Below are 22,455 nucleotides of genomic sequence, written 5' to 3'. Positions count from 1 at the left end.
GGGGAATCCGCAGCATTCCAGCCCGCAAAAGTGCCGGGACACTAAAGAGCCCGCCGGTCCGGACTTGGGGGGTGTACGGACCAACGGGCTCGACCATCAAGCATAGTCGACTCCGCCGCCTGCATCAAACCGTCAGCCGCAGGCAGGCTAAAATCAAGAGCAATCATCCGTTCAGCAGAGAGCCGATATGCCCATTCCTGCCAAGGCGTTCCAGCGCTGGCTGCACGAGATCGCCCCGGAGGCGAGTACCTCTGACATCTGTCGGGCGGCTGGCATCAAGCGGAGCACCCTGGCCCAGCAGCTGGTGCGGGGCAAAGTGGCCGGCGCGACGGTCGTAAGCATCAGCCGCGCCTACAACATCAACCCTGTCTCCGCGCTGGCCGGCTTTGACGCCTTCCGGCAGCTTGCCGCCCCGCCGTTCCAGCCAACCAGGTCCGAGCTGGTCAGCCAGATTTCCACGCCGGATCTCCTGCGGGCGCTCCTGCTGCGCACTGCCGCTGAACCAGGCGGGTTGGCGAAAGCAGGCCAGAGCGACATGGAGTCCCCGGGCGCCAGTTTTCCTGATCCCCAGCCAACACCGTTGGGACCGCCGCCGCATGCCACATCCGTGCGGGACTGGGTGGAGGCAATCGACGACGGCGAACTGCGGCACCGCGTCTCGACTGCCACGGGGATCGCACCACAGAATTATTCGGCGCAGCTGACCGCCAACCGGCTCACCCCGGCGCTGGCTGTCGCTACCGCTTCGGCTGCAGGCGTCGCTGCGGCCGGCGGGCTGGTGGCCACCGGACTCGTCACCGAGGCCGAGGCCGGCTGGCCTCCCGGGGCCCGGCAGGCAGCGCTGGACAGCATGACCGACGGCGAGCTGACCGTGCTGGCCGGAGAACGGCTGCAGACTCTCGGCAGGGCCCTCCGCCGGCAGGAACATGACCAAGAACGAACCGAGAAGATTTGGGAGAACCTGGGATGATCGAGATCCTGCAGTGGTCCACCCTGGCGGTGTGCGGCCTGGTGGCCTTGACCCGGGTTCCCAGCGCCCTGCGCGGGAATAACAGGACACTGTTCTACATTTTTGCCCTGATGACCCTGGCCATCCTCCTCAGCATCGAGGCGCCCTATGTTGCCATCGACCAGGCGCTGGGGGGCGTCAACGTAGCCAATCTCATTCTCCGCCTGGTCATCTTCGCCGCCATCTATTTCGTGGGGATCCGCATCACCAGGGGCTTTGGTGCTGACAACGCCTACCGGCTGATTACGGGACGGATGGGGATGACCGTCGTGGCGCTCACCTCCCTGATTGTGGTTGTTGTCTTCCTGATGATGGATACCGCCGGTTCCTCAGCGGGCATGGTCGCGGTTTCCGCCAAGGACGGCCGCAATGGACTGCTGGTCGAGTACTACGGAGCCGCTGGCCGCGCATACCCTGCCTATGTGTCACTCGTTCTGCTGCCGGCCATGGCGCGCGCAGTCAGCAGCACTCTTCCGGCACTGGTTCGCGTGTCGGCCTTCTTATTGGCCGTCGGCGCGGTCGCCATTGGCGTGAGCCTGGTTTTCCCGCTGATCCCACCGGAGTTCGGTTTTGTGGAGTTTGTTATCAACTACACAGCGGTGCTCTGCTTCGTGATGGGGCTGGCTTTGATTGGCGTCGCCAGCCTGGTTCACAAACGGCACCACCCGCGGCAAAAGACTTCTACCGAAAAGTAGCCTACGTAGCTTTCACAAAATCATTAGACGTGACACAATCATGAATGTGTGAAGGTGGCGCGCGGGTGTTTGCGAACGGGGATAACTTCTTGGACGCCGCGCTGCCCTAAGCCTTTGCGCGCATTGGGGGGATGAGTGGTGGCGGCCGTTGGGGACCGCCCCCACTCAGCCTGCTTAAGGGCCTAACCCGTTTACCGCTCCCCCGGCCCTGCAGCGCCACTCCTCGGTCCCCGTCGGCTTCACGGGGTCGCGGTGGACGTCCCCGAACGTGATTACCCCCGGTCCCACATCGGCTACCGAGCGAACCTCAACGTGACCAGTTGGAACGGGCGAAGGGCCAGCCTGACGCTTCCCTGCTCCGCGGGCGTCACCCCGGGTGCCTCCACCGGGCGTTCCAGGAGGTCCGTTGCCTGTACGTCCCGGACCGGAAAGGCCGCTTTGATGACACCTGCCGAGCGCTGGCCCAAGGACTCGTAGAGCCGGACCACCACATCGCCCGAACCGTCCTCCGCAAGCTTGACGGCCTCGATGACCAGTGCCGGGTTGTCCACGGTGAACAATGGCTCCGCCCCGCGGCCGCCGCGAACCAGGCGCGGCGCCAGGTTGGTGCGGTACCCCTCCTCCACGGCCTCGGCGATTCCTGCACCGGGACGGATGGTGACCGTCAGCTCATGCTGTCCGCGGTCCGCCGCCGGGTCGGGGAACTTGGGCGCCCGCAACAGGGACAGACGCACTGACGTGGTGGTCCCGCCGTCGGCCTCCCGGACGTTCCTGGTGACATCGTGGCCGTAGGTGGCGGAGTTTGAAATCGCCACGCCGTAGCCGGGTTCGGCCACGTGGATCCAGCGGTGCGCGCAGATCTCGAACTTCGCCGCTTCCCAGGAGGTGTTGTTGTGCGTGGGCCGGAAGAGATGCCCGAACTGTGTTTCAGCGGCGGAGCGGTCTGCCTTGACGTCAAGCGGGAAACCCAGCTTGAGGAGTTTCTCGCTCTCCTGCCACTCAACGGCAGTGGTGATGGCCAGGGAGTCGCTGCCCACGTCCAGCGCGATCCGCTGGCTGACCGGCGACGAACCTGCAAGGCGCTGCACCACCACAACGGCACTGTTTCCGACGTGCTCCAGCCGGACGTCCTGCGCATCCGTCAGGGCCGTGACGTTGCGCCGGTAGAACTCATCGATGTCCCAGGCGTCCCACTCGTTGGGGGTGTCCCGGTGCAGTTCCAGCAGGTTGCCGCGTGATCCGGGGGCGATGGCTTCGCGCCCGGTGGCGTAGTCGGTGAGCGACGTCAGCAGGCCGTCGCCGTCCAGGACAGCCCTGATGATGCCGTTGTCCAGCACAAAACCGCCGTCCACCCCGCTGGCCTGGACGGGCTGGCCCTCGACGGACGGCTCGGCGGCTCCGAGTGCCGGGACGCCGTTCCGCGCGTGGGGTGCGGCGTTGAGCAGGAACGTCCGTGAACCTTCCCCGAGCAGTGCGGCTGCCGCCTGGCCAATGATCGTTTCCAGGCCGGCGCTGATGGACGCGTAGTTCCGTTCCGCGTCCTGGTGGACCCAGGCGATGGAACTGCCTGGCAGGATGTCGTGGAACTGGTGCAGGAGCACCAGCTGCCAGAGGCGTTTCAGCTCGGCAGCCGGGTAGGCGAAGGAGCTGCGGATGGCGGCCGTGGCGCACCAGAGTTCGGCCTCGCGCAGCAGGTGTTCGCTGCGCCGGTTGCCGCGCTTGGTCTTGGCCTGGCTGGTGTAGGTACCGCGGTGAAGTTCAAGGTACATCTCCCCCACCCACACGGGGAGGGCGGCATAGCCCTCTTCCGCCTGGGTGAAGAAACTTTCGGCGGAACCTATCCTGACCTTAGGCGAGCCCTCCAGGTCCGCTGTGCGGCGGGCGGCAGCCAGCATTTCACGCGTGGGCCCGCCGCCGCCGTCGCCGTAGCCGAACGGCACCAGCGAGGTGTTGGCGCGCCCATGGTCGCGGAAATTCCGTTCAGCGTGCGCCAGTTCCCGCCCCGTCAGTTCGGCGTTGTAGGTGTCCACGGGCGGGAAATGCGTAAAGAGCCGCGTGCCGTCGATGCCTTCCCAGTTGAAGGTGTGGTGCGGCATCCGGTTGACCTGGTTCCACGAAATCTTCTGCGTAAGGAACCAGCGGCTTCCGGCTGACCTGACAATCTGCGGCAACGCTGCAGAGTACCCGAACGAATCCGGCAGCCAGGCTTCGCGGCATTCGACGCCGAATTCCTGCAGGAAAAAGTTCTTGCCTTCAACGAACTGGCGGGCCAGGGCCTCGCCACCGGGCATGTTTGTATCCGATTCGACCCACATGCCGCCCACCGGAACAAACTGGCCTGCCTTGACCTTCTCCCGGATCCTGCTGAACAGCTCGGGGTAGAACTCCTTCATCCAGGCAAACTGCTGGGCCGAGGAGCAGGAGAACACAAAACCCGGATCCTCGTCCATCAGTGACACGACATTGGAAAACGTCCTGGCACATTTGCGGATGGTTTCGCGCACCGGCCACAGCCAGGCGGAGTCGATATGCGCGTGACCGGTGGCCACCAGCTGGTGCGCGGACGCATAAGCGGGACGGGACAGCACTTCGGCCAGGGCTGCGCGGCCGGCGGCGGCAGTGCCGGGGATGTCCTCCGGGTCCATCCGGTCCATCATGCGCTCCAGCGCGCGGAGAATCTCATGCCGCCGCGGCTGCTCCACGGGAAGCTCATGCATCAGTCCGGAAAGCGTCCAGACGTCCTGTTGGAGTTCCCACACCGTCTGGTTCAGCTCCGCAATGGCGATCCTGCCGAGCCGGTACTGCGGGGCCGTACCGGCCGTCGCTTTGTCCCCCAAGGAGGTGGCGGCGAAGGTCCAGCCCTGCGCCATATCGGGGTTGGCGGCTGCCTCAACATAGAAGTCAACGGCCATGCCGCTGCCCAGCAGCTTGAGCGGGATGTATTGGTTCCGCGGCGAAATCGCCTTGATAATAGTGCCGTCGGGGCGCCACGCGATGCCTTCGCACTGGAAGCCCGGGGCTTCGTTGATGAACCCGAGGTCCACCACGATCTCCACCGCGGTGTCCGGGCCTGTACCCCAGGCCTCAGGAACATCGCCCCGGAGCCGAAGCCATTTGGTGCCCCACGGCTGTCCCCAGGCTGCACCGTGTTCCTGCGGGAGGAAGTCATGACGCAGGGCTTCCATCACGGTGACCGGTTCGCCGGGCGCGTCCCAACTGCTCAGGGTGAGGGGAACGCTGCGGGCGTAAACGGCGGGATTGATCCGCTCGCGGACAAACCGGGCCAGTCGGACTTCGGTAATCCGGCGGTCGTCATGCACTGTAAACCCTCTTAGATACGTGAATTGGATTGTTCGAATCCGGACAACGCCGTCCAATCGATGGATAAAATCTACCGGCTAGTAGCCTAATAGCCAAGTGCCAGTCCCGACTCCAGGACCGTTGAGGGGGCTTATCCCGCGACCCCGGCTGCGGCGTCCCCTGCCACGTCCCGGGATGGCAGGGTGATCCGTTCCTGGCCGGCGTAGACGTTCATACTCGTGCCACGGCTGAACCCTGCCAGGGTCATGCCACTGGCCTCCGCCAGCTCCACGGCGAGGCTCGAGGGCGCACTTACTGCTGCCAGGACCGGGATCCCGGCCAGGGCTGCTTTCTGGACCAGTTCAAACGATGCCCGTCCCGATACCTGCAGGACCAGCCCGGTCAGCGGCAGCATCCGCTCCCGCAGCGCCCAGCCCACCACCTTGTCCACGGCGTTGTGGCGGCCCACGTCCTCGCGCAGGCACAGCAACTCCACGCCGCCGTCGTCCGCTATTCGGAAAAGGCCCGCGGCATGGACGCCGCCGGTGGTATCAAAGACCGCCTGCGCTTCCCGAAGCCGGTCAGGCAGGGTGGCCAAAACCTGCGCCGATAAGGTGACAGGATCGGCGGCCGGGCTGTAGCGGGAAGATTTCCGTACGGCTTCGATTGAATCCGTACCGCAGATGCCGCAGGAGCTCGAGGTGAAGACGTTGCGGCCCTTGGCCGGAAGTTCCACGTCGGGCCGCAGCTGGGCCTCCACGACATTAAAGGTCTGAACACCGTTTTCATCCTCACCGGCACAGAAGCGGAGCGACACAAGCTGCTCGGGAGCCCAAATGATCCCCTCGGACACCAGGAATCCGGCCACCAGGTCAAAGTCGTCACCGGGAGTCCGCATTGTCACCGAGAACGAAAGCTCGCCGAGCCGGATCTCCAGCGGCTCTTCAACAGCGAGGACGTCCTCGCGGTGGCGGATTGGGAACTCCAGGGCGTTGGGCGAGCCGTCCAGGACGTATTTGTGCACCTTGCGGCGCTGGGTAACGCGTCCCATCAGCGGGCTTCCATGCTGTTCATAGGTCAATCATCGCACCACGGATGAGCCCGTGCAGTACGCACGGGCCCCGTACGACAGGGTCCGTCAGCCGAGCAGTGCGCTCCAGTCCACCGGGCCGGCAGGCTTCGCGGCATCCTTGCCCGCGGCTTTGGTGGCACCCTTGGCCGCCGGCCGGGTTTTGGGCTTGGCTCCGGCCGGTTCGGGTACCGGCAGCGGCGGCCCCCACGGCAAAGCGAAGGCGGGCACGGGCTCCCCGAGCTGCACGCCGTGCGGCGGGACAACCATCACGCCGTGTGCCGACGCCAGCCCGCGCATCATCCCCGGGCCGGTGTGCTTGGCCGGCGAAGCCATGCCGTAGAGCAGGCGGAAAGGCATCAGGCGTGTCCGGCCCGGCTCCGGCTCGAGGGTGGTGCCGCAGGGGACGTGCTGGATGGGCGGCATGGCGCGGTGTCCCAAGGCAGCCAGCAGGGGTTCCCCCACCGTGGACAGCGCCATCATGGCGGCCAGCGGGTTTCCGGGCAGCCCCAGCACGAAACGCCCGTCCGGCAGTTCGGCCAGGACAGCAGGGTGGCCGGGGCGCATGGCGATGCCGTCGATGATCAATCGGCCGCCCAGCTCCGCCACGGCCCGGCGCAGGTGATCCGTGTCGGAGACTCCCGTCCCGCCGGTGGTGATGACGACGTCGGCGGGCAGCGCGGCAGGGTCCGGAACCTCCGGTGCGAGGTCCTCCAGCCCTGCCAGCCACTCGGGATAGGAATCGCCGATCCGTTCCTGGCCGGCGTAAAGGCCGCCGAGCATCCCCACCACGGATGCAAGCTGGGGGCCGAACGTATCGCGGACCTGCCCCGGCACGGGCAAACCGTGCGCCACCACCTCGGAACCGGTGAGCAGGAGCTTCACCACCGGCTTTCCGCGGACCAGCAGGTCATCATGCCCGGCCAGTGCGGCGACGGCCAGGTGTGCCGGGTTCAGGGTCACGCCGGCCTTCACCAGGACGTCCCCTTCGGCCGCCTCCTCGCCCGCCTTCCTGATGTGCTGGCCGTTCCTGGGCTCGCCGGGCCGGGCGGTGCCGCCCGTGAGCAACAGCGGCAGGCCGTCGTCGTCAGTGCCCAGCACCGCACTCTCGCTCCGCAGCACCGCCTTGGCGCCGGCCGGGATCAATCCGCCGGTGACGATGGGGCTGGCTTGATGCGGTGCCAACCTCTGGCCCGGCTCCGCCACGATCCATGGACCGCTGCCGTTGACCGCCCAACCGTCCATGGCCGAGGAAGCGTAGTGCGGCATATCGTGAAGTGCCGTGATGTCTTCAACCAGGACCCGGCCCAGGGCATGGCTGAGCGGGACCCGTCCGGGCGGAATCGGGGTGGCACTGTCAAAGGCGGCTTGCCGCGCCTCTTCCCAGGTGTGGGCCAGGTGCGTTGAGTGGGCCTCCGGTGGGGGCGGGGAATGCTGCGGGTCGGGGCTCCCGGCTTCATCGCCGGGGGCGGCGGTCATTCGACGGTGATCATTCGACGGGCGCCCCGGTGGCTTTGGAAGCCGTAGCTTCAGGCGCGGCGGCTGCGGGCGGGGCAGTCTCAGAATCGTAGTCCGCGGCCAGGGTCCGGGCGCGGTCCATGGCCGCCGTCATGGCTGCGGCGTCGGTTGCCTGCCCCGATCCTGCGGCCAGGCCTGCCGCGAGGCCGGCAATGAAGGTCGTCAGCGGCGCGGCCGGCCGCACTACCGAGTGGGCCGCAACTCCGGCCAGCGACAGGATGGCATTGACGTCAATCTGCACGTCCTCCAGGTCATACGCCTGCAGCAGGGACCTGCACCACTCTTCCAGCGTCTCGTCCTGGCTCTTCACGCTTTGCCTCCCAAATCTTCTGCGGCCGCAGTGCTCCGGAATCCACCGAGTGGATCAGGGCCGGACACCCCCAGGGTGGCGGCATCGTCCCAGGTGTCCACGTCAGCCGTGGAGCCGGCCGGAACGGCGACAGGCTTTAGGTCAAGACTAGCAAGGAGTACCCGGACCGACCCGTTATTTAAGGCACCGTTGGCGGCCAGCTCCATCGCGGAGCGTTGTAGCGCGGCCGTGCTATAAAAGCCGACCAGGGGCTGCCGGCGACCATCCTCTGAGACAGCCACCACCCCGTCCCATTCCGGCTCCGGGCCGGCGGCGCGCAGCCCCGCCCGAAGGGCAGCCACCGCCCCCCGGACATTGGGCATGTCGCACGCCAGAACCAGGGTCAACGGAGGCCGGGTGCCGTCCGCCTTCTCCAGTGCGGCAAGCCCGGCCGCGATGGCCGCGGCCGGACCGCCGAAGGGGGGCTCCTCACGGCAGCGGAGGATCCCCGCCGGAGTTTCCCCGGTGTGCGGACCCACGACGACGACGGCCCGGGCACCTCCGGCGGCGGCGACCGAACGGCGCAACAGGGTTTCGCCGTCGTACGTCAGCCCCTGTTTGGGTACGCCGCCCAGGCGCGCCGAACGTCCGCCGGCAAGAATGAGCGCATCAAAGTCGAAAGAGTCTGCATCCACGTGCCCAGCCTAACCGTGCCGGAACCTGGCGGCGGACGGAATTCAGGCGGCCCGTTCAGGCAGCAGGAAGGGATCCCAGGCCGGCGTCGGCTTCTCGAGTTCCTTGATCTGCCAGATGGTGCCGTGCGGCGGTTCAGGCACAAACCTCAGCTTCCAGCCCATCTCGGCAGGCGTATGGTCGCCCTTGCTGTTGTTGCATCGAAGGCACGCGGCCACGAGGTTCTCCCACGAGTCCGCGCCGCCGCGCGATTTGGGCTGCACATGGTCGATGGTGTGGGCACCCTTGCCGCAATAAGCACACCGGTGACCGTCCCGCCGCAGGACGCCGCGGCGGCTGACCGCGGTGCTCTGGTTGTATCTCGGGCGGATGTAGCGGTTCAGGAGAATCACGGACGGGCGGCCCAGGATCTCCTGCGGCCCCACCACGGGGTCATCGCCCTCGGCAATAACACTGGCCTTGCCCGTAAGCACAAGCACCAGCGCCCGGCGGAAGGTGACTACCGCCAGCGGTTCATATCCAGCATTCAGAACGAGAGTGCGCATGCACTTACCTCTTTGTGGCCGCACCCGTCAGGGGCACGAGGGCCGGCTGCCCCCGGCATATCCGGGCTATGGATCGACACCACAAGAGTAAACAAAAAATACCCGGAAAAACTAATCGCCCGGTCGGCCGTTCTGACGTGTCGGGGCCCGCCACCAGCCCGTCCGGTCCCGGAAGGCAGCAGACAGCAAAGGACCCCCGCCATCAGGCGGAGGTCCTTTGAAAGTTCAAACGGTTACTAGGAGACGCGGATGAAAACCGGTCCCGAGCCAACGTTGGCGCTGAACACAACGGTCTGGTTGCCGTTGTAGCCGCCGTGCACGGCCTGGCCGTTGCCTGCGTAGACCGCGATGTGGGCCATGCCTGCGCCGCCGTCCGCGTAGTAGATCAGGTCGCCGGGCTGTGCTTCTGCTGCACTCACGGTGCGGCCCAGGGAGAGGTAGCCAGCGGGCCAGTCGTGGAAGTTGATTCCCACGGCGGCGAGCGAGTTGGTCACCAGCATGGTGCAGTCCTGGTTGACACCCAGCTGGGCGTACGCGGCGGACAGGATGGCCTGGCCCTTGCCGCTGGCAGCGACCGGGGCGGCCTGTGCAGCAGGGGCGGAGGAGGCCACCTTGATAGTTGCCGCAGGCTGGGCTGCGGGCGCGGCCGGCGCCTCAACAACGGGCTCGGGCTCTTCGACGGGAGCCGGCGTGGTGGTGACTGCCGGCTTCTCGTAGGAGATGGCAATGGTGGATTCAGCCGAAATGACGGCCGGTGCTGCCGTCCCAACCTCAAAGGAGGGGGCCGCGTCACGCTGAACGTTGGTATCCGCGGCGTTGGCCGCGATACCACTGGTCAGAACCAGGCCCGAAGCAGCGGCGATAACCGCGGCCTGACGGCCCATACCGCCGGCGTTGTCGCCGACTGCCTTGGCAATGACAGCCAGCGAGTTGGTCTTGGTGACCTCGGCGCGGTGCCGTGCAACAGTTGCACGTGTCGTCATTAATTTTTCTCTCTTTCGTGTTCCTCAGGACCGCGGTGGCAGCCCAAGGGCTTTGGACGCGCCGGCATCTTGGGGGTACGCCGGCACGCCCCGAACGGGGATTTAGCGAAGAGTTTCCAGGGAAAGAAACGGGAGGGTGTCCGGAGGACGGACTAGTCCGGGGTGAGGACTATTAGCCCAGGGTGAAGAAGGAGGACGTGCCCGTTGCTGCAGCGGCGTGCAGCAGGGTGCCCTGTCCGGGGTTCAGCGCGCTGATCATCATGCCGTTGCCGACGTAGATGCCCACGTGGGCTCCGCCGTTCTGCATGACCAGGTCGCCGGGGGACGGGGTGGAGGTGGGCCGCATGGCAGTCCAGGCGTTCGTCCGGGGAATGCTGATGCCGGCCTGGGCGTAGACCCACTGGGTGAAGCCGGAGCAGTCCCAGCCGTTGGGAGTGGTGCCGCCCCAGAGGTAGGGGTGGCCGATGCCGGTGTAGGCGATAGCTGCCAGGCCCGACGCTGCTGCGGAGGAGACGGTGTCCGCAAGCTTGGCCGGGGCATCCTTGGTTGCATCAGCAGCCCGGGTTGCTGTTTCCGCAGCCGTGGACTGTGCACGGACCCGTTCGATCACGGGCGCGGCCGTGGTCTTGACTACCGGGCGCTCGAAGGAGACGGTGGCCGTGGGTGCGGCGGTCACGGCAAGCGCAGCCTGCGAGGAGCCGGACTCGGTGGACGCGGACACACCAGCGGTGGTGTCCGCGGCGTTGGCCGGAAGCCCCATGGTCAGGATGAGACCTGACGCGGCTGCGATGACAGCAGCCTGGCGACCTACGGTCCCGGCATTTGCACTAACGGCCTTGGACACGGAGCCCAAGGGGTTGGTGCGAACCGTTTGCGCACGGTGGCGCGCAGAATTATGGCGTGAAGACACGAAGGTAGCCTCTCCCAATGCCTGCGAGGTGAGCTGTCGGATTCGGATGGGAGTCACCCGGCCGCGCTGCTTCCTGGGAAGCTTTGCGACTTAACCCCAAGGCCTTCAGAATCGAAGACCAAAATTGGTTCCCCCGCCCCTGCCAGACGATGTCATGCGAACGGACCTTGAGCGGTGGCAGAGCTAGGCAATCCACTCAAGAACGTCAACTTCGGAAAAGTTGACGCGCTTTAGACGGTACAGGAGTTCAGAGTCAATGTCACATTCAGGTCACGGCATGTCACTGTGATTTGAGAGTTGACCATCATTTGGGCTTAAAGCCAGCCTGTGGGGTCAACAACTTCGCCGTTGACCTGAACCTCGAAGTGGAGGTGGCAGCCCGTGGAGGCGCCGGTGGTGCCGCTGAGGGCCACCACCTGGCCGCGGGTCACGGTCTGGCCAACCGTGACGCTGGCCGAAGACAAATGGTTGTAGGTGGTTTCCAGGCCGTTGCCATGGTCCACCACTACGCGGTTGCCGCCGCCGTACTGGTGCCAGCCGACGAAGGTCACAGTTCCGCTGGCGGCAGCCATGACCTGGGTCCCGCACTGGGCCACGTAGTCCTGGCCGCGGTGGAAATCACCGGTACCGCCGGTGATGGGGCTGACCCGGAATCCGAACGGAGACGCGGTGACCATCTGGGCCAGCGGCGCACCGAGGCTTCCGGCGGAGGCAGCACGGGTGATGGATCCGGCGGACTGGGCGCTCAACAGCTGCTTCAGCTTGCCGTCCGGGTCACCCTGGGTGACCACAGAGGATCGACTGAAGTCAATCTGCGCAGCGGCTTCGGCGGAAATCTCCGGCTGCGGAGCGGCGGACACGGCCGAGACGGAGTGGCCAGGCTGCTGGTCTGCCATGACCGGGCCGGTCACCGGAACGGTCACGGTCAGGACCAAGCCCGTCGCAGCAAGGGCGATGCCGGCTTTCTGCCCAACGCCGCTGGCCGCGGCGAAATCGGTAACCTGCCGGAATGCACCCCGGCGGTGGCGGCGCGCTTCGCGCTGCCGGTCACGGGGCCTCTCCGCGGTGGAATCCTCAGCCGCGCGGGGCGCCAAAGCAGGGCCCGCCGCCCGGCGGCGGCCCCTGGAGTATTGCGTGGTCAAGAATGTTCCTCTCTGGATAGCCTGCGAAGTTAGCTGTCGGATTCGGGTCAGAGAGTTCATAGACCCGGTCCGCCGCTGCAAGCACTCGGCGCAGAACTATCCCGTGAGGATCCTTCGCTGGAAGAGGCTTGCTGCTGACGGACTTCACCCCAAGGCAGTGTTGCGACTGCCGGTTGTGGTTCCCCCGCCTCTGCCAGTTAGTGACTCGTGCACCTGATCCGCTGGCAGAGCTCGGCTCCGGATCAGGTAACGCTTTTATATCGACGCTTGGTTTTAAACTATAGGCGATCACAACGGACAGTAACAATTCCGTTATATTTGCGTAACGGCGAAGGGTGCGCTAAGGCCGAAGAGGAACGGCAGCGCCACAGGCCCGCTTCACCGGGTTGCGATTGGCCTCAGCTGACGGAGACGAAAACGTGGGCCGCAACTTCCGGCGGCAGCTCGAGGGCGCCCTCGATCCCCGGAACCCGTACGGAAATATACTCGCCTACGCGCTCCAGCGAGACCGCCGCGCCGGGCCTGATGCCCCCTTCATCCAGCTGTACCAGCAACTCAGGTTCCACCTGGATGGGCTCAGCGAGCCTGCTGACCGTGACACTCGACGTCGGCCCGTATCCACGCATGGCCTCAACGAGATTAATCACACCAGCTTCCGGGAGGGCGGCAACCCCGCCCAGCGCGGCAAGCCCGGGGATCGGGTTGCCATAAGGCGACTTGGTGGGGTGGTCAAGCAGTTGGTAGATGCGACGTTCGACCCGCTCGCTCATCACGTGCTCCCAGCGGCACGCTTCATCATGAACGTAGGCCCAGTCCAGGCCAATAACATCAGCCAGGAGGCGCTCCGCAAGCCGGTGTTTGCGCATCACCTCGGTGGCGCGCTTGCGGCCGGTCTCGGTGAGTTCCAAATGGCGGTCCCCGGACACCACAACCAGTCCATCACGTTCCATCCGGCCGACCGTTTGGGACACCGTGGGTCCGGAATGGCGCAGCCGCTCGGCGATGCGTGCGCGAAGAGCAACGATGTTCTCTTCTTCAAGCTCCAAAATGGTTCGAAGATACATCTCCGTGGTATCGATCAGATCCGTCATCCAGCTCAGCTCCTCGAGCACAGTACCTTGCGTTGACCCACCGTATCGCGTTCAAGCCGCAGGGAGGTCCAGTAAAAAGCTTAGCCTATTTTGAATTTGTCCGGATAATCGCCGGAGGCTGCCAATCGTCTCACTGACCAGACTATGACGGTGCCGGTTGCCGCCCGATCCAAGGTTTCAGGCAGAATAAAAGCGGCCCTCGTTGCAGTCGCCGCTGACTGCCGGCCACCCCACCGTCCCGGACACCAACCAAGTCCATGCCGAAATTGGAGCCCTTGTGAGCGAAACCAGCATCACTATTCCTGCCGATCTCCTGCCCAAGGACGGACGCTTCGGCGCGGGACCTTCCAAGGTCAGGCCCGAGCAGCTTGAGGCCCTCTCAGCAGCGTCCCGGACCATCCTCGGTACTTCCCACCGCCAGGCACCCGTCAAGAATCTCGTAGGTTCCGTCCGGGAGGGCCTCAGCCAGTTCTTCCGCGCCCCGGAGGGTTACGAGGTCGTCCTGGGCGTCGGCGGCTCCACAGCGTTCTGGGACATCGCAGCCTTCGGCCTGGTGGAGAAGAAGGCCCAGCACCTGTCGTTCGGCGAGTTCGGCTCCAAGTTCGCCTCCGCCACCAACAAGGCGCCTTTCCTGGAGGCCTCCTCCATCATCAAGTCCGAGCCCGGCACCCGCCCGGCCGCCCGGGCGGAGGCCGGCGTTGACGTCTACGCGTGGCCGCAGAACGAGACGTCCACCGGCGTTGCAGCTCCCGTCAAGCGCGTCGAGGGCACCGATGCCGGCTCGCTGGTCCTGGTGGACGCGACGTCCGCCGCCGGGGGGCTGGACGTGGACGTTGCCGAGTCGGATGTGTACTACTTCGCCCCGCAGAAGAACTTTGCGTCCGACGGCGGCCTGTGGCTCGGCCTGTTCTCCCCCGCCGCGCTGGAACGCGCCGCAAGGATCAAGGCCAGCGGCCGCTGGATCCCCGACTTCCTGGACCTGCAGACGGCCATCGATAACTCCAGGCTGAACCAGACGTACAACACGCCCTCGCTCTCAACACTGGTGACGCTGGATTCCCAGGTGCAGTGGTTGAACAGGAACGGCGGGCTGGACTTCGCCAGCAAGCGCACTGCCGACTCCGCCGGCCGGATCTACACCTGGGCCGAGGCATCCGAATACGCCACCCCGTTCGTGGCCAAGGCCGAGGACCGCTCCAACGTCATCGCCACCATCGACTTCGACGACTCAATCGACGCCGCGGCCATCGCCAAGGTACTGCGCGCCAACGGCGTGGTGGACACCGAACCGTACCGCAAGCTTGGCCGCAACCAGCTCCGGATCGCCACCTTCGTTGCCATCGAGCCGGACGACGTCTCCGCCCTGCTGGCAAGCATCGACTACGTTGTGGGCGCGCTGCGCAAGTAAGTTGCGCGCGGCGCGCGTGCCTGGGTAAGTCGCAGGCGTCAGCGTTCGACGGCGTCGTCCGGGTTCTGGTCCCGGGCGGTGCCGTTTGCTGTGTCCCCCAGCCGGGAGACGACGCCGAAGTGGCGCAGGCCCCGTGCCCGCCGGTTGAACGTGAGCCGGAGCTGCCGGGCACGGATGATCCACACCATGCCAATCAGGGCAGCGATGATCCCGGAGGCGGCCGCTACGGCAAGGGACCAGCGTCCCCCTGCGACGTTCGCCACCCACCCCACCAGCGGCGCCCCGATGGGTGTGCCGCCCATGAAGATCGCCATGTACAGGGCCATCACCCTGCCCCGCATGACGGGATCGGTGGTGGTCTGGACGTAACCGTTCGCGCTGGTCATCATGGTGATCGCAAACAGCCCCACCGGCACCAGCGCAACGCCGAACCAGAAGTAGTTCGGGGCCAGTGCGGCCAGTCCGGAGGTCACGCCGAAGGCAGCGGCGGCGCCGAAAATCATCCGCAACCGGGGCTTGCCGCGGCCGGCGGACAGGAGGGCGCCCGTTACGGACCCGATCGCCATGATCGAATTCATCAGACCGAAGGCGCCGGCGTCCAGGCCGAATTCGGTGCCCACCATGGCAGCGATAAACAGCACGAAGTTGAGCCCGAGGGTTCCCACGATGAAAACGGCCACCAGGACCACCACGATGTCGGGCCGGAACCGCACGTAGCGCAGCCCCTCCCGGATACGCCCTTTGCCGGGCGCCGCGCGGGGAAGCTGCCGCAAGGACGCCGTCGGGATCCTCCACAGGCTCAGGAGCATCGCCAGGAATGTGGCGGTATTGATCAGGAACACCCAGCCGGGCCCGACCGCCACCGTCAGGATGCCTGCCACCGCGGGCCCGATCATGCGGGCCACATTGAAGGAAGCGCTGTTCAGTGCGACGGCGTTCGGGAGATAGTCGTCGCGGACCAGCTCAGAAACGAAAGTCTGGCGGACCGGCGCATCCAGCGCGGACACCATGCCCAGCAGCAGGGCAAAGCCATAGACATGCCACAACTGGCCGACGCCGAGAACCACCAGGACGCCCAGTCCGGTACTCAGCAGGGCCATCACCGACTGGGTCATGATGAGCAGCTGCTTGCGGCTGTAACGGTCCGCCACGAGACCGGCGACGGGGGCCAGGAAAAGCTGGGGTCCCAGCTGGAGGGCCATGGTGATGCCCATGGCACCTGCGTCGTGATCGGTCAGGTGGTCGAACACCAGCCAGTCCTGGGCCGTCCGCTGCATCCAGGTTCCGATGTTGGAAACCAGCGCGCCAATGAACCAGATCCGGTAATTGAGGATGTGCAGGGATTTGAAGGTGGACATCATTGCCGGCCTCCGTGCTGTTCAACCCTGCGCGTCACCAACTGCCTAGTCAGCCTCGCCGGCAGGTTCGGCTTCGCCGGCTTGGTCCGCGTCCGGCTCGTCATTGCCGGCTGGTTCTTCCTCCACGGCCTGTGCATCTTCGGGGCGCACGCGCTCGGCCCACGGCACCCATTCGGGGGACAGGATGGAGTCCGCCGACGGGAGGAGGCCCAGTTCGCTGACGGTAACCACTTTCGAGCGGGAATTCCGGGTCACCACGGCGTACCACTGCCAGCCCTGGTAGCCGGGCAGCTTGGATTCGAAAAGGTGGGTGACGAGGCGGTCGCCCTCGCTCTTGGCCGCGATGTGTGCCCCGATGTCCGAGGGCGCAGTGATGCCTTCGACGGCGGCCCGCGCCACGTCGACGGCGGCCGCGAGGAACGCATCCGGTTTGCCGATCCGCCACACGGGCACGCCGGCCCGGCGTTTGGGCTCAGGTTTGACGCCTGGCTGCTCAGCTGCCGGCGCCTCCGCGCTGGACGGTGCCTGCTCGCTGGACGGCGTCTGCTCGCTTGAGGGTGCCGGCTCCCCTGCCGTGGTGTCCGGCCGTTCAGCTTCCGGGTTCATCGCCAAGGCCTAAACGTCCAGCTCGTCGGCAACCTTACGCAGGGCCGCCGCGATGGCTTTGCCCTTGTTGCCTTCCGGGTACTTGCCCGCGGACAGGGTGCCGGAGAGGTTGTCCAGCACACTCACCAGGTCCTGCACCAGCGGTGCCAGGTCCCGGGCGTTGGGCCGCTTGGCCTTGGCGATGGACGGGGTCTTGTCCAGGACGCGCAGGCCAAGCGCCTGGGCGCCTTTCCGGCCGTCGGCGACGCCGAACTCAACGCGGGTGCCCGCCTTCAGCTCCGTGACCCCCTCGGGCAGCGATGATTTGGGCAGGAAGACTTCCTGCCCGTCTTCGCCCGCGAGGAACCCGAAACCCTTTTCCTTGTCATACCACTTGACCTTGCCGGTAGGCACGTAATCAACCTTCTTCGTTCTGCGTCTTGAGACACGGCCGGCAGTCACCGCATCCGCACCGATATGCGGGTTCAGGGTATGACAGCGACGGACCGTGTTGGTCTGTTCCCCCAAGGTTATCCTGCCGGGGGCGGATTCCCGCTTTCAGCGGCCCTTCGTCACGCCCGTTGTCACGCCCGTCGCCGCGGCTCCTGCCCGGCCGGCCGGATGGCCACGGCCACTGGCGCCGGCGCCGGCCCGCCCTGTTAGCGTTACCTGCATGACACCCTCGCGTTACCGGCGCCCACTGATGATCTCTGCAGCGGTAGTTGCCGTCCTTTCCCTCGTGGCAGTGGGGGCGGTAATGGCCCTGGCCTTCGCGGGCATCGCCGCCCCGATCTGGGTCACGTCCGCCGCTTTATACGGACTGCCGGTGGCCTTCCTCCTCATGCTCTTCCTGGTCCTGGACAGCGTGGCCGGCAGGCGCCGGGCGGGAAAGTCCGGCGGGCTGTAACGTTGGACTGATGTCCCTTATCCGCGCGCTCAGCAAAGAATTGGAGGCACGCAGCGATGACTCGCTGCGGGCCCTCTTTGCGGCGCGGCCGGACCTGATGTCCCCGCCGGTCCCGGATTTCCCCGCGTTGGCGGCACGGGCCAGCGCCCGGGTCAGCGTCCAGCGCGCCCTGGAACGGCTGAACAGGCCCCAAATGCAGGTGCTGGAGACACTCCATCTGTGCACCAACACGGACACTGAACACAGCGCCTCGGCCGCGGGCGTTCGGAAGCTCATAGCCGGATCAACAGTGGCGGCCGTGGAACGCATCCTGGCCTCTCTCCAGGAGCTGGCACTGGTCCACAGGGCCGAGCCGCCGCACGGGACGCCGGCGTCAGGGCACCGGCAGCGCTACTACCTGCCCGTCGGTTGCCTCAAGGACGTTGTGGGCATCTATCCCGCCGGACTGGGGCGCAGCTACACCGAGCTGGTCCGGCTCCAGCCGGCGTTCGCCCAGCGGGCCGTCCAGCTCGTTGCCGAGCTCCACCGCAGTGGGGTCGCCATCCAGGAAGCCACCACGCCCATGGAGGCAGCGCTCGCGCTGCAGCACTGGACGTCCTCGCCGGAGGCGCTCGCCCAGGCCTTGGCCGGAGCCCCGGAACGGACGACGGCGTTGCTCGCCAAATTCCGTAACTGGGCCATGGGTGCCGTGCCCCAGGCGCAACGGAAAGCGTCCGTGACGAACCAGGGCGCCGACGTCGGGCCCGTTGACTGGCTGCTGGCGCGCGGACTCCTCGTCCCGCTGGACGCCGCCCACGTGGAACTGCCGCACAGCGTGGGGCTGTCCCTGCGCGGCGGTGCCATCATCAACGATTTCGCTCTTGCGCCGCCGGTTCCGGAGCTGGGCGGCACCACCGCTGCACTGCGCCGGAACGCAGCGCTGGGTGCCATCGCCGAGACACTTCGGCTGGTGGGCGAGCTCCTCCATGCGGTCCGGGCACAGCCGTTGGCCACGTTGCGCAGCGGCGGAGTGGGGGTCCGCGAAATGAAGCGGCTGGCCGAAACCGTGCGCATCGACCAGCACCAGGCCGGCTTGCTGCTGGAGCTCAGCGCGCTTTCGGGCCTCCTGCGCCTGGATGTTGACTCCTCCACGTGGATGCAGCCGCCGCAGCTGGAATGGCTGGATCTCACCCGGCAGGAGCAATGGTTGTGGCTGGTCAACGCCTGGCTCGCGAGCGAGCGAGTGCCTTCGCTGGTGGGGCAGCCCGTCAGCGGTCCCGCCGGCGCCTCCGCCGCGCACCGGGGCCTGGCCGGAACCACCGTCAACGCCCTCTCCGCCGAGGCGCAGCGGCCCGACGCCCCGGTTGTCAGGAAACGGATTTTGGAGATACTCAACGAGCTCACACGCGAGGCGGGTGCAGGGGACGGCACGGCCCCGGTCCTGGACGCGGCCGCCGTCCTGCAACGGGCCGAATGGGCACAGCCCCGGATGGCGCGCCGGTTCAGCTCCCTGATCAGGGGTGTGCTGGCCGAAGCAGAATTGCTGGGACTGATCGGCTCCGGCGCCTTGAGCCAGCTGGGCAGCGCCATCGCCGACGACAACCCGGACGAAGCCTTGAACATCCTCGGCGAACACCTGCCAGCCGCGCTCAACCACGTCCTGCTCCAGGCAGACCTCACGGCTGTTGCCCCTGGCTACCTGGCCCCGGAGCTGAGTGAAAGGCTTCTGTTGATGGCCGACGCCGAAGGCCAGGGGCCCGCCACCATCTATCGGTTCTCCACCAACTCCATCAGGCGCGCGCTCGACGCCGGGCACGACGCGTCCAGCCTGCTGGGCTTCCTCCGTGAACATTCAGCCACCGCCGTGCCCCAGCCGCTCGAGTACCTCGTGGAAGACACCGCGTCCCGGCACGGCCGCCTCCGGGTGGGAACAGCCGCCAGCTTTATCCAAAGCGATGACGAGGCTGCGGTCCTGGAACTCGCCTCCGAATCGAGGGCGGCCGCCCTGGGGCTGGCCCGCATCGCACCCACCGTGCTGATCTCGGCGGCCCCGCCCCGGGAAACTGCCCAGGTCCTGCGCGGACTGGGTTTCTCCCCCTCGGTGGAGGAATCCGAGCCCGCACTGGTCCGGCTCCGGCGCACCGCCGGCGCCGCCGGCAGCGCCCGGCCCGTCTACACTGCGCCGCGCACGGCGCCTGCGGAGGAGGACGTGGCCGCCCAGCTGGCTGTCCTGCGGAACGGCAGGCAGGACGGCCGGGCTGACGGCCGGGCAGAGGGCAACGGCAGCCATCCAGCCACCGCACCTGGCTCCGGCGAAACAGCCACCCAGCTAGGCCTCGAGACCCTGCAGCGGGCCATCCGGCTCAAGCAGCTGGTGAGCATGAACGTGGTGGACAGCCACGGGAATTCCAACCTGGAAACGGTTGTTCCCCTCTCCGTAGGCGGCGGCCGTGTCAGGGTCTTCGATCCGGCCAAGGAAACCGAGCGTGTCCTCTCCATCCACCGCATCATCGATGTCGAAGCCGCAGAGGATCTGCGCCAGTAAGGAATTCCCCACGTGAACGACGGCCCGCTGATTGTCCAAAGCGACAAGACCATCCTGCTCGAAGTGGACCACGAACTGGCTACCGAGGCACGCCATGCGATCGCCCCCTTCGCCGAGCTGGAACGGGCTCCGGAACACATGCACAGCTACCGGCTGACGCCGCTGGGCCTCTGGAACGCACGCGCCGCCGGGCTGGACGCCGAGAAGGTCCTGGACACCCTGCTTAAGTACTCAAGGTTCCCGGTGCCGCATTCGCTGCTGATCGACGTCGAAGAGACCATGTCCCGGTACGGCCGGCTCCGCCTTGAAAAGGATCCGCAGCACGGCCTGGTGATGCGCACTGACGACTACCCGGTGCTGGAGGAGGTAATCCGGGCCAAGAAGATCCAACCCTTGCTGGGGCCTCGGATCGACGGCGAGACCATCGTGGTCCATTCCTCCCAACGGGGCCAGCTCAAACAGCTGCTCCTGAAAATCGGCTGGCCGGCCGAGGACCTGGCCGGCTACGTGGACGGCACGCCGCACCTGATCGCCCTGAACGAGGACGGCTGGAAGCTGCGTCCCTACCAGCAGCTTGCCACCGAGAATTTCTGGGCCGGCGGCAGCGGGGTGGTGGTGCTCCCCTGCGGCGCCGGCAAGACCCTGGTGGGCGCCGCGGCCATGGCCACCAGCTCCACCACCACGCTGATCCTGGTCACCAACACGGTGGCTGCCCGGCAGTGGAAGGATGAACTGCTCAAGCGGACCTCCCTCACGGAGGACGAAATCGGTGAGTACTCGGGCGCGGTCAAGGAGGTCCGGCCCGTGACCATCGCCACGTACCAGGTGCTCACCACCAAGCGCGGCGGCCTCTACCCGCACCTGGAGCTCGTGGACGGCCACGACTGGGGCCTGATCATCTACGACGAGGTCCATCTGCTCCCGGCGCCCATCTTCCGCATGACCGCCGACCTCCAGGCCCGCCGCCGGCTGGGCCTGACCGCCACCCTGGTCCGGGAGGACGGCCGTGAAGGCGAGGTCTTCAGCCTCATCGGACCCAAACGGTACGACGCGCCCTGGAAGGACATCGAATCCCAGGGCTACATCGCACCCGCGGACTGCGTGGAGGTCCGCGTTGACCTGCCCCGGGACGAGCGCGTGGCGTACGCCATGGCCGAGGACGCCGACAAGTACCGGCTCTGTTCGACGTCGGAGTCCAAGACCCTGATCGTGGAGCAGCTGGTGGCCAGGCACCAGGGCGAGCAGCTGCTGGTGATCGGGCAGTACATCGACCAGCTGGACGAGATCGGCGAGCGCCTGGACGCGCCCGTCATCAAGGGCGATACCTCCGTCAAGGAACGGCAAAAGCTCTTCGACGCCTTCCGTGCGGGCGACGTTCAAACTCTTGTGGTGTCCAAGGTGGCCAACTTCTCCATCGACCTGCCGGAGGCCTCGGTTGCCATCCAGGTATCGGGTTCGTTCGGATCCCGCCAGGAGGAAGCCCAGCGGCTGGGCCGCCTGCTCCGGCCCAAGAAGGACGGCCGGGCAGCCCGCTTCTATTCACTGGTGGCCAGGGACACCCTGGACCAGGATTTCGCAGCCAAGAGGCAGCGGTTCCTCGCCGAACAGGGCTATGCCTACCGCATCATGGACGCCAAGGATGTGGGTGCCGCCTAGGCTCATGCAACACACATCTGCCATCCAGAAAACTCACAGATTCCGGGAGCATGATGGGAGTATGAAGAAGACCGGTCCCGAAGCCAAGCTCCTCGTTGTTGACGATGAACCCAACATCCGCGAGCTTCTGTCCACATCCCTGCGCTTCGCCGGTTTCGAGGTGGTTTCGGCTGCCAACGGGCGGGACGCCCTGGCCGCGGCCGAGCTGCACGCACCGGATCTGGCCGTACTGGACGTCATGCTGCCTGACATGGACGGGTTCACCGTCACCCGCAAACTCCGGGCATCCGGCAAGCACTTCCCCGTCCTGTTCCTGACGGCGAAGGACGACACCGAGGACAAGGTCACCGGGCTCACTGTGGGCGGCGACGACTACGTCACCAAGCCCTTCAGCCTGGACGAGGTGGTGGCACGCATCCGGGCCGTCCTCCGCCGCACCCAGCCGCTGCTGGACGACGACGCCGTCATCCGTGTTGATGACCTGGAGCTCGACGACGACGCCCACGAGGTGCGCCGTGGCGGCACCGTCATCGAACTCTCCCCCACCGAGTTCAAGCTCCTGCGGTACCTGATGCTGAACCCCAACCGCGTACTGTCCAAGTCCCAGATCCTTGACCACGTCTGGGAGTACAACTTCAACGGCGACGCCTCGATTGTGGAGTCCTACATCTCCTACCTGCGCCGCAAGGTGGACATCGATCCTGAAGCCCCTGCCCTGATCCAGACCAAGCGCGGCGTGGGCTACGTGCTCCGGACGGCAGAGAAGCGCTGAC

The 22,455-nt window shown here is 66.4% G+C and carries 20 protein-coding genes and 2 riboswitches; of the genes, 7 read left to right on the top strand and 13 right to left on the bottom strand.

Features of this window, described 5'->3' with window-relative positions; translation table 11 throughout:
- The first annotated feature begins 187 nt into the window (after window positions 1–187).
- Both IAQ70_RS19950 and IAQ70_RS19945 read left to right on the top strand, forming a co-directional pair.
- Window positions 188–970: a hypothetical protein gene (locus IAQ70_RS19950; RefSeq protein WP_190991518.1), complete on the top strand. Its 783-nt coding sequence runs from the start codon at window positions 188–190 to the stop codon at window positions 968–970.
- Window positions 967–1,704: a hypothetical protein gene (locus IAQ70_RS19945; RefSeq protein WP_190991516.1), complete on the top strand. Its 738-nt coding sequence runs from the start codon at window positions 967–969 to the stop codon at window positions 1,702–1,704. Before IAQ70_RS19950 ends, IAQ70_RS19945 begins: the two co-directional genes overlap by 4 nt.
- A 293-nt stretch (window positions 1,705–1,997) precedes the next feature.
- Here IAQ70_RS19945 and IAQ70_RS19940 read toward each other — a convergent pair whose 3' ends face one another.
- The 10 genes from IAQ70_RS19940 to IAQ70_RS19895 all read right to left on the bottom strand — a co-directional run bounded on the left by IAQ70_RS19940 (window position 1,998) and on the right by IAQ70_RS19895 (window position 13,244).
- Window positions 1,998–5,024, bottom strand: coding sequence for an alpha-mannosidase (locus IAQ70_RS19940; protein ID WP_190991514.1), 3,027 nt, complete (start codon window positions 5,022–5,024; stop codon window positions 1,998–2,000).
- Between the two features lie 131 nt (window positions 5,025–5,155).
- Complete coding sequence (fdhD, locus tag IAQ70_RS19935) at window positions 5,156–6,055, bottom strand: formate dehydrogenase accessory sulfurtransferase FdhD (RefSeq protein ID WP_190991512.1); 900 nt, start codon at window positions 6,053–6,055, stop codon at window positions 5,156–5,158.
- 87 nt (window positions 6,056–6,142) lie between these two features.
- Window positions 6,143–7,552 carry a molybdopterin molybdotransferase MoeA gene (locus IAQ70_RS19930; protein WP_190991510.1) on the bottom strand — a complete coding sequence of 470 codons (1,410 nt, stop codon included), beginning with the start codon at window positions 7,550–7,552 and terminating at the stop codon, window positions 6,143–6,145.
- A 10-nt stretch (window positions 7,553–7,562) separates the two neighbouring features.
- A complete protein-coding gene (locus IAQ70_RS19925) occupies window positions 7,563–7,901 on the bottom strand; it encodes a DUF6457 domain-containing protein (RefSeq protein WP_190991508.1) in 339 nt (112 codons plus the stop codon).
- On the bottom strand, window positions 7,898–8,575 hold the full coding sequence (locus IAQ70_RS19920; protein WP_190991506.1) for an NTP transferase domain-containing protein: 678 nt from the start codon (window positions 8,573–8,575) through the stop codon (window positions 7,898–7,900). The genes IAQ70_RS19925 and IAQ70_RS19920 overlap by 4 nt, the downstream gene beginning before the upstream one ends.
- A gap of 42 nt (window positions 8,576–8,617) precedes the next feature.
- Entirely contained in the window at window positions 8,618–9,118 is a 501-nt protein-coding gene (locus IAQ70_RS19915; protein WP_190991504.1) for an HNH endonuclease, read from the bottom strand.
- Window positions 9,119–9,354: 236 nt separating this feature from the next.
- Window positions 9,355–10,101 (bottom strand): NlpC/P60 family protein, encoded by a 747-nt coding sequence (locus IAQ70_RS19910; RefSeq protein WP_190991502.1) that lies wholly within the window; start codon window positions 10,099–10,101, stop codon window positions 9,355–9,357.
- Between the two features lie 172 nt (window positions 10,102–10,273).
- Entirely contained in the window at window positions 10,274–10,945 is a 672-nt protein-coding gene (locus tag IAQ70_RS19905; RefSeq protein ID WP_317983721.1) for a C40 family peptidase, read from the bottom strand.
- 70 nt (window positions 10,946–11,015) lie between these two features.
- Window positions 11,016–11,176, bottom strand: a riboswitch (cyclic di-AMP (ydaO/yuaA leader).
- A gap of 149 nt (window positions 11,177–11,325) precedes the next feature.
- A complete protein-coding gene (locus IAQ70_RS19900; protein WP_190991498.1) occupies window positions 11,326–12,153 on the bottom strand; it encodes a M23 family metallopeptidase in 828 nt (275 codons plus the stop codon).
- A gap of 3 nt (window positions 12,154–12,156) precedes the next feature.
- A riboswitch (cyclic di-AMP (ydaO/yuaA leader) is annotated at window positions 12,157–12,375 on the bottom strand.
- Window positions 12,376–12,551: 176 nt separating this feature from the next.
- Window positions 12,552–13,244: a metal-dependent transcriptional regulator gene (locus IAQ70_RS19895; RefSeq protein ID WP_190991496.1), complete on the bottom strand. Its 693-nt coding sequence runs from the start codon at window positions 13,242–13,244 to the stop codon at window positions 12,552–12,554.
- 277 nt (window positions 13,245–13,521) lie between these two features.
- Between IAQ70_RS19895 and serC the strand changes: the two genes are divergently transcribed.
- Complete coding sequence (gene serC, locus IAQ70_RS19890; protein ID WP_190991494.1) at window positions 13,522–14,652, top strand: phosphoserine transaminase; 1,131 nt, start codon at window positions 13,522–13,524, stop codon at window positions 14,650–14,652.
- Between the two features lie 38 nt (window positions 14,653–14,690).
- On the opposite strand, the gene IAQ70_RS19885 is transcribed toward serC, so the two are convergent.
- The 3 genes from IAQ70_RS19885 to IAQ70_RS19875 are packed head-to-tail and all read right to left on the bottom strand — an operon-like array spanning window position 14,691 to window position 17,009.
- A complete protein-coding gene (locus tag IAQ70_RS19885) occupies window positions 14,691–16,010 on the bottom strand; it encodes an MFS transporter (RefSeq protein ID WP_190991579.1) in 1,320 nt (439 codons plus the stop codon).
- A 45-nt stretch (window positions 16,011–16,055) separates the two neighbouring features.
- Window positions 16,056–16,616 (bottom strand): DUF3027 domain-containing protein, encoded by a 561-nt coding sequence (locus IAQ70_RS19880; protein WP_190991492.1) that lies wholly within the window; start codon window positions 16,614–16,616, stop codon window positions 16,056–16,058.
- Window positions 16,617–16,625: 9 nt separating this feature from the next.
- Window positions 16,626–17,009 (bottom strand): cold-shock protein, encoded by a 384-nt coding sequence (locus tag IAQ70_RS19875; protein ID WP_190991490.1) that lies wholly within the window; start codon window positions 17,007–17,009, stop codon window positions 16,626–16,628.
- Window positions 17,010–17,268: 259 nt separating this feature from the next.
- On the opposite strand from IAQ70_RS19875, the gene IAQ70_RS19870 reads away from it, so the two are divergent.
- The 4 genes from IAQ70_RS19870 to IAQ70_RS19855 all read left to right on the top strand — a co-directional run bounded on the left by IAQ70_RS19870 (window position 17,269) and on the right by IAQ70_RS19855 (window position 22,454).
- The gene (locus IAQ70_RS19870) at window positions 17,269–17,502 is read left to right on the top strand and encodes a hypothetical protein (protein WP_190991488.1); all 234 of its coding nucleotides are present in this window, start codon (window positions 17,269–17,271) and stop codon (window positions 17,500–17,502) included.
- A gap of 10 nt (window positions 17,503–17,512) precedes the next feature.
- Window positions 17,513–20,026, top strand: coding sequence for a helicase-associated domain-containing protein (locus IAQ70_RS19865; protein WP_190991486.1), 2,514 nt, complete (start codon window positions 17,513–17,515; stop codon window positions 20,024–20,026).
- A 12-nt stretch (window positions 20,027–20,038) separates the two neighbouring features.
- Window positions 20,039–21,682, top strand: coding sequence for a DNA repair helicase XPB (locus tag IAQ70_RS19860; protein ID WP_190991484.1), 1,644 nt, complete (start codon window positions 20,039–20,041; stop codon window positions 21,680–21,682).
- 61 nt (window positions 21,683–21,743) lie between these two features.
- Window positions 21,744–22,454 carry a response regulator transcription factor gene (locus IAQ70_RS19855; RefSeq protein ID WP_190991482.1) on the top strand — a complete coding sequence of 237 codons (711 nt, stop codon included), beginning with the start codon at window positions 21,744–21,746 and terminating at the stop codon, window positions 22,452–22,454.
- Window position 22,455 lies beyond the last annotated feature (1 nt).

The sequence above is a fragment of the Pseudarthrobacter sulfonivorans genome (genome assembly GCF_014712225.1).
GTDB classification, from domain to species: Bacteria; Actinomycetota; Actinomycetes; order Actinomycetales; family Micrococcaceae; genus Arthrobacter; species Arthrobacter sulfonivorans.
This window is presented reverse-complemented; position numbering and strand designations above follow the sequence as displayed.